This window comes from Streptomyces sp. NPDC001514, from assembly GCF_053597075.1.
The window spans coordinates 133,312-146,797 of record NZ_JBSFHO010000006.1 but is presented as its reverse complement, the minus strand read 5'-3'; the positions used below and the strand labels follow the sequence as shown (position 1 = coordinate 146,797).

The window sequence follows — 13,486 nt, the reverse complement described above, 5'->3', positions numbered from 1 at the left end:
GGCTACAGCAGCTCCTTGTACGTGTCGTAGTCGGCGTCGGGCTCCCCGGTGGGCCGGTAGTGGTCGGGGTGGCGGCCGCCTTCGGTCCACACCGGCTCCACGCGCAGACCCATGCGCACCTGGTCGTACGGGATCCCGCCGATGCGGCCGTGCAGGGCGAGGTCGGCTCCGTCGAGGGCGATGTGCGCGTAGACGTACGGCACTTCGATGTCCAGGTTCTTCGCCTTGATGTTGACGATGCAGTACGTGGTGACCGTGCCGCGCGGGCCGACCTCGACCTGTTCGGAGGTGGCGACGCCGCAGGTGGGGCAGGCGCCGCGGGGCGGGACGTACACCTTGCGGCAGGACGGACAGCGCTCGCCCGTGGTGCGCCGTGCGGCGAGCGCGTGGATGTGGCGGGACTGGGCGCGCCCGGGGCTGTAGGTGTAGTCGAGGCGGGCGGGGGCGACGATGCCGGTGACGGGATTCTCGAACTCCCCGCTGTGGTCGCGCGCTGGGGCGGTCTCCTGGCCGTCGGCGTCTTCGTGCGCCTCGAAGCAGGCGATGTCGGTGATAGCTCCGCTGCGCTCGGCGGCCCACCGGACACGGACGCGCATTCCGGTGTGCACGGCATCGGGGCCGGGGGCGTCGAGCGCGTGGAGGAGGGCGGTGTCGGCGCCGTCCAGCTTCACCAGCACCCAGGCGAAGGGCGTGCCGAGGGGCTGGCCGCGGCGCGGCTGCGGGTTCCAGGCCCAGGTGGTGACGGTGCCGGTGGCGGCGACCTCGACCAGGTCCCGGATCTCCTCCGCGGTCTCCGGGTCGTACTCGACGGGCGGGACGAGCACGCGACCCCCGGAGGTCTTCACGCCGAGGACGGTGCGCTCGCGGAGGCCGGTGAGGAAGGCGGACTGGACGGGGCCGAGGGAACGGGTGAAGGGGAACTCGACGACCAGGGGTGCGCGCAGCACCTCGGGGGCGGGGGCGGCTGTCATGTGGCGGACTCCTTGTGGTGGGTGTGGGCGGGGGCGGCCGGCGGGTGGGGCCGCCGCGTTGTCCCCGCCCCGCCCCCTTCCCGAACTGCGGCGCTGCCCCAGACCCCGCGGGGCTCCGCCTCCGACCCCCCGGGCCGTGCCCGGGGACCGTCCGGTCGGCCAGTGTGTCCGTCCTCAATCGCCGGGCGGGCTCACAATGAGCCCCTCCGGCGATTGAGGTGGGGGTCCCCCCACGCCCGCCAGGGCGTAGGGGGAGGGGGTTCGTGGGCGGAGCCCCGCAAAAGGGGCCTGGGGGCGAAGCCCCCAGTTCGGGAAGGGGCGGGTAGGGGAAACGTCACGCTCGGCGGTACACCGGCGGACGTTTCTCCGCGAACGCGCGGGCTCCCTCCTTCGCGTCGGCCGTGTCGAAGATGGGCCAGCCGCGTTTCAGCTCGGCCGCGAGGCCCTCGCTCTCGGTCATCTCGGCGGTCTCGTACACCGACGCCTTCACGGCCTCGACGGCGAGCGGGCCGCAGGCGTTGATCTGTGCGGCGATGGCGAGGGCCGCCTCCAGGGCGGTGCCGTCGGGGACGACGTGGCCGACGAGCCCGATGCGTTCGGCTTCCGCCGCCGTGTAGGGGCGGCCGGTGAGGAGCATTTCGAGGGCGTGCGTGCGCGGGATCTGGCGCTGGAGCCGTACGGTCGAGCCGCCGATCGGGAAGAGACCGCGCTTGACCTCGAACAGCCCGAAGGTGGCGCTCTCGCCCGCGACACGGATGTCGGTGCCCTGGAGGATCTCGGTGCCGCCGGCCACGCAGTGGCCCTCGACGGCCGCGATGACGGGTTTGCGGGGGCGGTGGTGGCGCAGCATCGCCTTCCAGTGCAGATCGGGGTCGGCCTTCAGCCGGTCCCGGTACTGCTCACCCTCCATCCCCTTCCCGGCCAGGGCCTTGAGGTCCATTCCCGCGCAGAAGGAGCCGCCCGCCCCGGTGAGGACGATGGAGCGGATGCCGTCGTCCTCGTCGGCAGCGAGCCAGCCGTCGTGGAGCCCGACGAGCATCGGCAGTGAGAGTGCGTTCTTCGCCTCCGGCCTGTTCAGGGTGAGCACCAGTGTGGCGCCCTCGCGTTGCACGGTGAGGTGTTCCGTACCAGCCATGACCGTCCTCCCGTCTCAAGACCTAGAACAGGTTGCAGGAGCCCGGGGTCCAGTTCAATAGTTTTCTGACAGACAGTCAGATTTCTTGTGCGGGACCCCTTCCCAGTTGCGTGCGGCGGCGCTCTAATGACCGCTCCGAGGCAGTCGTCAGCGCCGAGTGCGGCCGGGGTCAGGAGGACTGGTGGAGTACAACCTTGCCGACCTGTTCGAGTCGGTCGTGGACGTGGTTCCGGACCGCGAGGCGCTCGTGTACGTCGACCATCCCGGTACGGGCGCGGAGCGCCGGCTCACCTACGCGGAGCTCGACGCCGCCTCGAACCGCATCGCCCACCACCTCACGGACGCCGGGCTGAAGCCGGGTGAGCACCTCGGGCTCCACCTCTACAACGGCGTCGAGTATCTGCAGACGGTCCTGGGCTGTCTCAAGGCGCGGATCGTCCCGGTGAATGTGAACTACCGCTATGTGGAAGAGGAGCTGGTCTACCTCTACCGCGACGCGGATCTCGCCGCTCTCGTCTTCGACGCGGAGTTCACGGAACGGGTCGCGGCCGCTCTGCCGCGGACGGAGAAGCTGCGGCATCTGGTGCGGGTGGGGACCCCGCCCGACGGCGCGCCCGCACCGGGACTCGACTGCACGGCCTTCGCGGACGCGGAGGCGGACGGTTCTCCGGGGCGCGGCTTCGGGCCGCGCTCGGCGGACGACCAGTTCATCATCTACACCGGCGGCACCACCGGTATGCCCAAGGGCGTGATGTGGCGGCAGGAGGATCTCTTCTTCTCCGGGCTGGGCGGCGGAGCGCCGACCGGGGACCCGGTGAAGCGTCCGGAGGAACTCGCCGAGCGGGTCGCGGCGGGCGGCGACGGCATCACGTTCTTCCCCACTCCCCCGCTGATGCACGGTACGTCGACGCTCACCGCGTTCATCGGGTTCAACTTCGGTCAGCGGATCGTGGTGCACCGTAAGTACGTGCCCGAAGAGGTGCTCCGTACGATCGAGAAGGAGCGGGTGACCTCCGTGTCGCTGGTGGGTGACGCGATGCTGCGGCCGCTCGTCGACGCGCTCAACGGGCCGCTGAAGGGGACGGATCTCTCCTCGTTGTTCAGCGTCTCCTCGTCGGGCGCGATCATGTCCGAGACGGTGAGGGAGCAGTTCAAGGCGCTGGCGCCGAACGTGATGCTGCTGAACAACTTCGGCTCGTCCGAGTCCGGCTTCAACGGCACGGCGACGGACGACTCGGGCCAGGCCAAGGGCTTCCGGCTGCGCGTCAACGCCCGTACGCAGGTGGTCGATCCGGCCACGTACGAACCGGTCGCGATCGGCGTGCCCGGACGCATCGCGCAGCGCGGCCATGTGCCGCTCGGCTACTACAACGATCCGAAGAAGACCGCCGAGACCTTCTTCCGCAGGGGCGACGAACGGTGGGTGCTCCTCGGCGACATGGCGACGGTCGACGAGGAGGGCATCGTCACCGTCCTCGGCCGCGGCTCGCAGTGCATCAACACGGGCGGTGAGAAGGTCTATCCGGAGGAGGTCGAGCAGGCGCTCAAGGCCCATCCGGACGTGTACGACGCGCTGGTCGCGGGCGTACCCGACGCGAAGTGGGGCAACCATGTCGCGGCGGTGGTGCAGTTGCGCGAGGGCGCGGGGCCGCTGGACCTGGAGTCCGTGCAGGCGCACTGCCGCACCCGGCTGGCCGGGTACAAGATCCCCCGGCAGCTGGTGATCACACCGGCGATCCAGCGCTCCCCCAGCGGCAAGGCGGACTACCGGTGGGCACGGGCGGTGGCGACGACGGAGGCGGGGGGCGGCGGGAGCGCGCCCGACGAGGGTTAGGGGGTGTCCGCCGGGACCACCTGCGCCGGGCGCCTGCGGCCGTAGGTGCTGCTCCGCCACTCGGAGGAAGTGACAGCGTTCCGGGTACGGGAATCCGCTTTGCCTGCTTGTGGGCTATTACGCTCTGACGCAGCCAAGGAGGGAATGTGCCGGGCAAATATGGCCGAACCATTGCTTTCAGTATCTTCGTCGCCGCATGCCTTTCCGCCGTAGTTGCCTGCCCCCGCTCCTCCCGGGACGAGCCTGACCATAGCCACTCGCCCACCACACCGACTGCGACGAACTCGGTGACTGCCTCAGGCACTGGGTCTTCTCCCACCTCGCCGGTGTCGAGCCAGGACGTGATCCCATCACCGCCGCCTCCCCCCACCGCCAGCAACGGCCACCACGACGACGGCCCGAGCTTCGCGCCGTCGGTCACTCCGCCGCCGACCACTCCACCGCCGTCCGTGCCCGCCGCACCTCGGCCTGATTCGCCTGACGGCACGTGAGTGAGTCCTCGGAGGGCAGGCGTCCTCTGCTGGAGGGTCAGCGGTCGGGCCGCGTTCCGTCGACAAGTCCGACGGTGCTCATCAAGACGGTTGTTGCGCAGGCGTCCTTTGTCGCAGCGCTCATGTTCTATCTGGGAGCGATCTACACCAGCCGCTACTACGGCTATTTTCACCTCTCCTTCCACTCCCTTGACTTCAGCTTCGCCCAGTTGGTACTCCAGAGCCTGCAGCTGTTGAAGCATGAGTTCCTGGTAACTGCCGTCCTCATCCTGATCGTGATGGTGGCCGTCCCGCAGCTGACCCCCCTCCTGCCACGGTCCAGTCGGCGCGCTCTCAACGGATCCGCAGCGTCCGCTTCACTGACGCGCCTCTCCATGGTGATCACGGCGGCCGGCGGGGTCCTGCTGATCTTCTGGTCGCGGATCCATCCGTACGCCTGGACAGCACCCCTCGCCATTGCGGTCGGGCTACTACTGGGCCAGAGCCGGGACGTCAAAGACAACCGGCCCGAAGGACCGCACCGTAGGGCCGTACTCGTCCTTGCCTCTGGAGTCTTCCTGTTCTGGGCGCTGACCCAGGCCACATGGCAGCTCGGCGAGGAAGATGCCAAGGACCACGCCGCCGATGTCGTCGGCTGGACCAGCGTGATTGTCCTCAGCTCCAAGCCACTGAGCCTGCCCCCGCCGGGAGTCCAGGAGGAAAGGCTTCGTCGTGAGGACCTGCGTCACCCATACCGATATACGGGCCTGAGGCTCCTCCTGGAACACCATGGTCGCTACTACGTCGTGCCCGTCGACTGGAAGGCCAGGACCGATCCGGTCTATGTCATCCACGAGAGCGACGACCTGTGGATCGGGCTGCAGGCCGGCGCGCAGCCCGCCTCCCGATAGAACATCTCATTCGGCTTGATCACGGGGCCGGCTGCCGTGGTGGTGTGACGGGCAAACCCGCGGCCCCGGCAGCGGAACTGCTGCTGGGGCCGCGGCGACACTTGCGGACGGCTCCGTGGACGGCCGTCGGTCGTTTACGACTCGTCGTTCACCCAGAGCTGCCACTTGCCGCTGGCGGACTGCCTGCAGTGCCACTCGGAGTAGGCGGAGTTCCTGCCGTCGTTGTAGCACTCCCTGTGGGTGCGGTAGGTGCCGACGTAGATCCACGTGTAGGCGATCGGCGCCGCGGTCGTGGTGTGCGTGCCGGAGGACGCGGGTGCGGCCTGCGCGGCGGCGACGGTGCCACCGGTCAGCAGGGCGGCTCCCATCGCGGCCGTGGCGAGCACAAGTCGAGTACGCATGTCTTCCCTTCGGGTCGAAGCGTTGCTGTCGGCGAGATCCTGGGGCACGCAGGAGGCGAGGGGGAACAGGGATCGGATGTCCCGGACGTCCCCGGCGTGTCCCGGACGCACCGCTTCGTGTCCAGGCTGGTCGGCGTGCTGTCCGTCGACCCTGTCCGCACGCCGTCCGCGTGTCCCGGTCGCGGAAGCCGTGGCTCGTTATTGAGTCACGCCTCGTCCCCTGTGGGACATCGTGATTGGCGGGGATGGTCGTTGACGGCCCGCCGGAGACGACCAGATGATCAACTCCATGGAGAAGCAGCGAGGTCGGGAACTCGGGGAGATCGACGAGTTACCCGCATTCATGGAGTTGCTGCGCGGGCTGAAGGAGGACTCCCGCCTGTCCTACCGGCAGTTGGAAGAACGCGCAGCGGAGGCGGGTGACGTGCTGCCGCGCAGCACCGCGTCGAGCATGCTGAGCCGCGACGTCGCACCGCGACCTGATCAACTGGCTGCCTTCGTGAAAGCCTGCGGAGAAGGACAGCGGGTGGCGGAATGGCTGCAGGCGCGGGACAGAATCGCCGGTGGGCCGGAGACCGAAGTCGCTGGGACGCAACCGCCACGGCGCGGGCCGCTCATCAGGCGACCGCGCAGGATCGCAGCACTGGCCGTGTCGGTGGCGGTCCTGGTCCTGGCCGCCGTCGGGATACGGATGCTGACGACGGCCGACTCACCGGGAAACAGCCGGGACCGGCCTGCGGCTTCCGCGTCCTCCGGCGTCGCGCCGGCACTGCTGAGCGGCTGGGTACTCATCCGCCCGGTCACCGCTCCTGATCTCTGCCTGACGGACGGACGGGTCCTGGATCGCCGGTACACCCCGCTCGTGGCCGTTCAGCGGCCGTGCACCAAGGTGGCACCGCAGACCACGAAGCTGGAACCGATGGGCGGGGACACGTTTCGGATCCAATGGCACCATCCCGACTACGGCAAGGGCTGTCTCAAGGCACTCACCGAAGGCCCGGGCGCCGGGTTGCTGGAGCCGTACGACGACTGCCTGCAGGGCAGCCTGTTCCACCTCGAACCGTCCGGCTCCTACGAAGGCGGCACGTACGTCCTGCGCGTGGACGGCCAGGGATGTGTGGGGATCAAGGCTTCGGACACGGCCGAGGGGACCGAGGCCGTGATGGAGCGGTGCAGGGGCAAGGGCGGCCAGGTGTTCTTCATCGAGCCCGCGTCCTGACCCGGTACGGCACGGCGGCGTCGGCAGTCGGGTTGAGCAAAGCCGTTCGGACGTACGTATTCCCCGGCAGCCAGCCACCCCGGAGGATCCCCATGGCCGAAGCCGGCAGCAATGTCACCGACCTCTTCCGCGCGTCCACGGCGCACAGCCCCTCGTACTTCACCCTGAGCAGGGCCGGGGCCACGGCGCCGGGCGGCGGGGAAGGGGGCGGGCAGGCGATCGTCGATTTCTGCATCCCGTGCAATCCGTACTTCCCGACGCCCGAAATGTTCGAGGAGCTGGGCGGCCGGCTGCGGGAGATCCTCACGTACTACCCGAGCAGCGCGGACACCGTCACGGCCGAGCTGTGCTCGGTGCTCGGGCTCAATCCGCAGACCGTCGCCATGGGCAACGGCTCGACGGAGCTGATCACCTGGATCGACCATCTGCTGGTGCGGGAGTCCCTCGCCGTGCCGGTGCCGACGTTCGGGCGGTGGACCGACCAGCCGATGGAGACGGGCAAGCGGGTCGACATGTTCCCGCTGCCCGAGTCCAACGGCTTCGCCCTCGATCCCGCGTCGTTCGTGGACTTCATACGGACGCGCGGCTCGCGTACGGCCGTCATCTGCAACCCGAACAACCCCGACGGCGGGCTGCTGCCGAAGCACGGGGTCATCGCGCTCCTGGACCAGTTGCAGGACCTGGACCTGGTCGTCGTGGACGAGTCCTTCCTGGAGTTCGCCGACGCCGAGGCGGATGCGAGCGTCGTCGCCGAGGCCGTGCTGCGTCCGAACACGATCGTCCTGCGCAGCCTCGGCAAGAACTTCGGGCTGCACGGTGTGCGGTTCGGCTACCTCGTCGCCAATCCGGGCCTGGCGGGGCGGGTGCGGGCGGCGTTGCCGAAGTGGAACCTCAACTCCTTCGCGGAGACGGTGGTGTTCATGCTGAAGGAGCACCGGCTGGAGTACGCGCACAGCCTGCGGCTGGTGCAGCGCGACCGCCAGGAGATGATCTGGCACCTGAGCCGCCTGCCCGGCCTGACCGTCCACCCGTCCCAGGGGAACTTCGTGTACGTACGGCTGCCGGAAGGCGTCGACGGGGCTGCGCTGCGCGACCGGCTGCTGGAGGAGCACGGCGTCCTGGTCCGTGAGTGCGGCAACAAGATCGGCAGCTCCAGCCGGTATCTGCGGCTCGTGGTGCGGCCGCAGACCGATGTGCAGCGACTGGTGGCAGGGCTGGAACGGACCCTGTACGCGGCGCCGCAGGGGGCGATGGGCCTGGTACCCGCGCAGGTTCAGGGACCGGCCGGACCGGGCCCGATGCCGGCGTACGCACTTCCGTCCACCGGGACCGCGGCGGTGGACCGGGTCGTGAGGGGTGCGTGAGGGCGCGTAAGGGCGCGTAAGGGCGAGTGAGTGAGTCGGGCCAGGACCCGCTTCCCGCCCGACGCCAGCATGATCCTCAGGCGGGAGACCGTCGAGTCGGAGGCCACCGGCCCGAATACTGACGGCTCGGCCCGCAGCATGCCCACATCGGCCAGGCAGTCCCCGCCCAACGCGATAGCGAGCGCCACATCCAGCAGGATCTTGTCCGGATCGTGCACGGCCGCGGCTTCCGCCACCCTGCGAGTGCCGCCGATATCGCCAACAGTCCATCCCCTGAAAGCGCGAGGCTAGTAGCAGTCCATGATGGAGACATGGCCAACGAGACGACCAGTGCCCCGCCGACGACCACTCACGTCAACACAATGACCGAGGGGGTCGTAAGAGTTTTCGCGTGGGAGGACGATGCCCGCATCGAGGTGCGCAACCTGGGAGGCGAGATCGTCATCGAGGCGAATGCCGCGGGATTGCGCACCCTGGCCGGCCACCTGCTCACACTCGCCGAGGACGGCACGCCAGACGGAACCCATCTGCACCTTGAGGAGAGCAACGGTCTCGAAGAGGGCTCCGCAGCGCTGGTCCTGGAGCGTTGTGACGAGGTGTAGCCCGTGCCACATCCGGCAGGTGCTCCAGCGGAACCGGGCGGTGGCGACACGCTTCGACAAGCTCGCCGTCCGCTTTGAGGCCCCCTCGCGTCGGACCGGGCCCTCAAGTGCGCCTTCCGGTCCAAGGAGGTGGTAACCACCTGCCGCCGAAAGGCCACACGGGCACCCGACTACGGCCTGTGGCCCAGCAGGGCTAGTGCTCCTCGGCCAGACGGCATTTCGAGTTCGGGCAGAGAGAAGAAACCGGCGATTGCCTGCACAATTCGTTCCTCGTTGTCATCGCTGTCAAGATCCGCCTGCGGGCCGATCAGGTTCGCCGCCGTGAGGGCGGGCAACAGTATGCCGGGCTCCTGAGGCCGACATCGGCGTGGGTGCCGGGGTAGAGCCCCCGCGGCCTTCCCGCACCGGGTGCGCACGACGGTATCCAAGCCGGAGACCCCCCGCGCAGCTTGCGCAGAACCGTCCGGGGCTGGGCCCAGATGTCCGCCCATGCCGGCATGCCGATAGCCCGAGGCGGCGCTGTGGGGCCGCAGCCCCGGCGGGGGCAGCTGGCGGTCATGTGCCACGGCATGAATTCGCCAATTCCACCGTCTGTCACCGCGTCAACTCCTGCCCTGAAATGGGGCCCCGACACACGTCGATGCCGCGTTCTTGGCAGCACCTTCAGGGGAGTTGGTACAGGGGATGAGATCCAGATCGAGGACCGCGGCCGTCGTCGCGGCCACCGCGGTGGCGCTGCTCGCCACCGGGCTGCCGGCCGCCGCAGAGCCGGAGTCCGGCTCCGGGACCGGCCGTTCGGCGGCGCCGCCCGCGGCGGCGCCCGGGCAGCGCACCGTCACACTCGTCAGCGGCGACCGGGTCGGCTTCACCGGCAGCGGCAGCGGCCTCCAGGTCAGCGGGGTGACCCCGGGCAAGGGCCGGGAGCACACCGCCTTCACCCGGGTCAGGATCAACGACCACGAGTACGTGATCCCCGTCGACGCCACCCAGGCCCTCGCCGACGGCCGGGTGGACCGGCAGCTCTTCGACGTCACCGCGCTCGCCACGCAGGGGTACGACGACGCCGCGCGCTCCGACATTCCGCTGATCGCGACGGCACAGGCCGGGCCCGCGCTGCGTGGATCGGCGCAGCGGGACACGTTCCCCGAGCTCGGGCTGACGGCCCGTACAGTACGCAAGTCCGAGGCCGCCACTGCCTGGCGGGGCTTCCTCGCCGGTACGGGCGGAGCGTCCCGTACCGCCGCGTCCGGGAAGCTCTGGCTGGATGCCAAGGCCGAGGCGAGCCTGGACCGTTCCGTCGCCATGACCGGCGCGCCCGACGCCTGGCGCAAGGGTCTCGACGGCAAGGGCGTGAAGGTCGCGGTGCTCGACACCGGGTACGACCCGGCCCACCCGGACCTGAAGAACAAGGTCGTCGCGGAGAAGAACTTCACCTGGGACGAGAGCGTCACCGATCTCAACGGCCACGGCACGCACGTCGCGTCGACCGTCGCCGGCAGCGGCGCCGCCTCGCAGGGCCGGTACAAGGGCGTGGCGCCGGGGGCCGAGCTGCTGATCGGCAAGGTGCTCGACGGGAGCGGGTCCGGCAGTTTCAGTGGGATCCTCGAAGGCATGGAATGGGCGGCCGCCCAGGGCGCCGACATCGTCTCGATGAGCCTCGGCTCCAGCCTGCCGAGCGACGGCAGCGATCCGCTCTCCCAGGCGGTCGAGACCCTGTCCGGCGACGGCGGACCGCTGTTCGTCGTCGCCGCCGGCAACGAGGGCACGCCGCGCAGCATCGGCTCGCCGGCCGCCGCGCCGAGCGCCCTGACGGTCGGGTCGATCACCAAGGAGGGCGAGATGTCGTCGTTCTCCTCCCGCGGACCCGCCGTGGCCGACGGCGGCGTCAAGCCCGAGATCACCGCGCCCGGCAGCGCGATCACTGCCGCCCGCGCCGCGGGCACGCTCGACAACGCCGCGGGCAGCGAGTTCTACGCGACGATCAGCGGCACCTCCATGGCGACCCCGCATGTCTCCGGGGCAGCCGCCATCCTCAAGCAGCAGCACCCCGACTGGGACGCGCAGCGGCTCAAGGCGGCGCTGGTCGCCACCGCGGATCCGGTCGACGGCGCGGGCGTGTACGAGCAGGGCGCGGGCAGCGTGGACGTGCCCGGGGCGCTCGCGTCCCGGATCACCGCCTCCCCCGCCGCGGTCTCCGCCGAGCTGGCCTGGCCGTACGACGGCACTCCGACCCGTACGGTGAGCTACCGCAACAGCGGCAGCAAGGACGTCCGGCTCAAGCTCTCCGTGGTCGGGACTGCGCCGGTCTCGCTCGTTTCGCGGCAGCTGACCGTCCCGGCCGGCGGCGCCGCCGAGGCGACCGTCCGTATCGACACGGGCCGGGTCTCCGCCGGTGCCCACAGCGCCTGGATCACCGCGCGCGGCAGTGACGGCAGCACGGTCCGCACACCCGTCGGTGTCGACGCGGAGGGCCCGAGCGCCACGCTCACCCTCCAACCCGCCGCCGAGCGGCCCGGGGTCGAGGCGGCGTACACCAACCTCGTGGTGCAAAACGAGACGACCGGCGAGGCGCAGCTGGTCGGCCTCACCACGCAGCCCGAGGAGATCCGGCTGCCGGTCGGCGACTACCGGGTGTTCGGCGGGGTGTGGGAGTACGTCCGCTACGGCACGGCGAGCGTGCCCGAGACGTCCGTCGCCATCGCCCAGCGCGTCTCCCTCACCGGCGACCGCACGCTGAGGACCGATGTGTCCGCGGCGAAGCCGGTCACGATGGGCATCGACGACCCGGAGATGCGGGTCAACGAGCAGGGGTCGGCGACCGGGCTGGTCTCGTCGACCGGCGCGGGCGATCCGGTCGGGCTGGCCGCGCCGAGCTTCACCGGCGCCTACACGTCGTACGCCGTGGGCAGCGGCCGGATACCCGGGCTGACGTACTTCTCAGCCGCCTCCTGGGAGCAGCCCTACGTCCTGGCCACGACGGTCGGCGGGCCCGGCTCCCCCGTTGACGTGCCGGTGCGGCTGCTCTCCTGGCTGCGCCTGGAGTGGGACGTGGAGCAGCAGGTCACCGACGCGGGCGACGGCGCGGACCTGTCGGGCCTGGAGCTCAAGGACCGGATCGTGCTCTTCGAGCCGGGTTGGTCCATCCCCTGGGAGGAGGCGGGCCGCCGCTACGAGGCGATCAGGGCGCAGGGCCCCGCGGCGATCCTGATGTCGGGGTACGCCTCGATCGACCCGGCCGACCCGCCGCTGGGCATCGACGCCCACGGCGTGGCGCTGCTGCGCGACCGGCTCGCCAAGGGCGAGGTGACCCTGCGGATCAAGGGCGAACGCAACGGTGAGCGCACCTACTTCACCTTCCACACCCATGACGACGGGGTGCCGGCCGGTGCGCACTGGCAGGACCGGCGCGGGGACCTGGCCCGCGTGGATCACAGCTTCCGCACCACCGGGTACCCGAACGACCCCAAGGGGATCTACGGCTGGGTGACCCACCGTGGCCTGCATCTGGCGCAGCAGGCCACGCTGTTCCGCGCACCGCAGCGGATGACCGCGTACTACACGCCCGACGTGCCGTGGACGACGGCCACATTCGAGTACGCGATCGAAGCCGAGGGGCCGCTCGGCGTGCAGTACACGAACCCGACCACCTACCGCGAGGGACGCACGGTCAGCGACAACTGGCTGACCGGCCCGTTCAACCCCTCGCTGTCGGTGACCGGCCCCGACGGCCGGTCGCAGGCCAGCCGCGACGGGGACAAGCTGCGGCTGGCGCTGCCGATGTTCTCGGACGCGGCGGGCCACCAGTCGGATCCTGCGCGGGACCTGGAGTCCGGGGAGACCGTGCTGCGCGACGGCTCGGGCAAGGTGCTCGACCGCAACGACCAGCCGGGGCAGGGCGTGTTCGATGTGCCGGGACGCGGGCAGTGGTACGAACTGACGTCGTCGGCGCACCGCGACAACGCAGAGTGGACGCTGGGGACGCGTGTCACGGACACCTGGCGGTTCCGTTCGGGGCACACCGGTGGCGAGCAGCCGTTGCCACTGCTCGACACGCGCTACGACATGGCCGGGCTCGACGGCGACAACTCGGTGCGGGAGGACCGGGAGTTCACCTTCGGTCTGGGCATCGGCCGCCAGGCGGGTGTGCACGGCGGCGCCGACATCCAGCGGGTTTCGGTGCAGTACTCCACGGACGACGGCGCCACCTGGCGGTCGGCGAAGGTCCGCGGGCGGGACGGCGATCGGCAGGTGATCGTACCGGCGTCGAAGACCGGCTGGGTCTCGCTGAAGGTGACCGCCGAGGACCGCTCCGGCGCGTCGGTCACGGAGACGGTCACCCGGGCCTACCGGGTCGGCTGCCCCGAGTACTGGTGCACATATGCCCCGGCGTGGCCGCACTGGCCGGTCGGGTAGTCCGCACGGGGCGCTGACGCGAAGCGGCGACGGTGCGGGCCGGTCCGGGGTCGGGCCGCACCGTCGCGGCAGCCCGTCGCGGCAGCCCTCCGGCGCAGCCCGGACTGATGGGCGCCTCGCGGCTCCCCATGCGGCGCGCCGGTGCCGGACTCCGTCCTGATGCCTG

The 13,486-nt window shown here is 70.4% G+C and carries 9 protein-coding genes and 1 pseudogene; 6 read left to right on the top strand and 4 right to left on the bottom strand.

Annotated features, from left to right (window positions below; translation table 11 throughout):
• Window positions 1-2 precede the first annotated feature (2 nt).
• Window positions 3-971, bottom strand: coding sequence for a Zn-ribbon domain-containing OB-fold protein (locus tag ACWCXB_RS09580; protein WP_450720818.1), 969 nt, complete (start codon window positions 969-971; stop codon window positions 3-5).
• A 334-nt stretch (window positions 972-1,305) separates the two neighbouring features.
• The gene (locus ACWCXB_RS09575) at window positions 1,306-2,106 is read right to left on the bottom strand and encodes a crotonase/enoyl-CoA hydratase family protein (RefSeq protein WP_450720816.1); all 801 of its coding nucleotides are present in this window, start codon (window positions 2,104-2,106) and stop codon (window positions 1,306-1,308) included.
• Between the two features lie 181 nt (window positions 2,107-2,287).
• On the opposite strand from ACWCXB_RS09575, the gene ACWCXB_RS09570 reads away from it, so the two are divergent.
• Window positions 2,288-3,940 carry an acyl-CoA synthetase gene (locus tag ACWCXB_RS09570; RefSeq protein ID WP_450720814.1) on the top strand — a complete coding sequence of 551 codons (1,653 nt, stop codon included), beginning with the start codon at window positions 2,288-2,290 and terminating at the stop codon, window positions 3,938-3,940.
• A gap of 565 nt (window positions 3,941-4,505) precedes the next feature.
• Window positions 4,506-5,321, top strand: coding sequence for a hypothetical protein (locus ACWCXB_RS09565; protein ID WP_450720812.1), 816 nt, complete (start codon window positions 4,506-4,508; stop codon window positions 5,319-5,321).
• A 134-nt stretch (window positions 5,322-5,455) separates the two neighbouring features.
• Here ACWCXB_RS09565 and ACWCXB_RS09560 read toward each other — a convergent pair whose 3' ends face one another.
• Window positions 5,456-5,722 (bottom strand): hypothetical protein, encoded by a 267-nt coding sequence (locus ACWCXB_RS09560; RefSeq protein WP_450720810.1) that lies wholly within the window; start codon window positions 5,720-5,722, stop codon window positions 5,456-5,458.
• Between the two features lie 289 nt (window positions 5,723-6,011).
• Here ACWCXB_RS09560 and ACWCXB_RS09555 point away from each other — a divergent pair, with 289 nt between their 5' ends.
• Together ACWCXB_RS09555 and ACWCXB_RS09550 are read left to right on the top strand one after the other, a co-directional pair.
• On the top strand, window positions 6,012-6,941 hold the full coding sequence (locus ACWCXB_RS09555; protein ID WP_450720808.1) for an RICIN domain-containing protein: 930 nt from the start codon (window positions 6,012-6,014) through the stop codon (window positions 6,939-6,941).
• Window positions 6,942-7,033: 92 nt separating this feature from the next.
• Window positions 7,034-8,305, top strand: a complete 1,272-nt coding sequence (locus tag ACWCXB_RS09550) for a pyridoxal phosphate-dependent aminotransferase (protein ID WP_450720806.1) — start codon at window positions 7,034-7,036, stop codon at window positions 8,303-8,305.
• A gap of 41 nt (window positions 8,306-8,346) precedes the next feature.
• On the opposite strand, the pseudogene ACWCXB_RS09545 reads toward ACWCXB_RS09550, so the two are convergent.
• Window positions 8,347-8,624 (bottom strand): annotated as a pseudogene (locus ACWCXB_RS09545) (transposase); the annotation flags it as partial.
• Here ACWCXB_RS09545 and ACWCXB_RS09540 point away from each other — a divergent pair.
• Window positions 8,617-8,907 carry an Imm32 family immunity protein gene (locus tag ACWCXB_RS09540; RefSeq protein ID WP_450720804.1) on the top strand — a complete coding sequence of 97 codons (291 nt, stop codon included), beginning with the start codon at window positions 8,617-8,619 and terminating at the stop codon, window positions 8,905-8,907. The pseudogene ACWCXB_RS09545 and the gene ACWCXB_RS09540 overlap by 8 nt on opposite strands.
• A gap of 684 nt (window positions 8,908-9,591) precedes the next feature.
• The gene (locus ACWCXB_RS09535; RefSeq protein WP_450720802.1) at window positions 9,592-13,320 is read left to right on the top strand and encodes a S8 family peptidase; all 3,729 of its coding nucleotides are present in this window, start codon (window positions 9,592-9,594) and stop codon (window positions 13,318-13,320) included.
• Window positions 13,321-13,486: the final 166 nt, after the last annotated feature.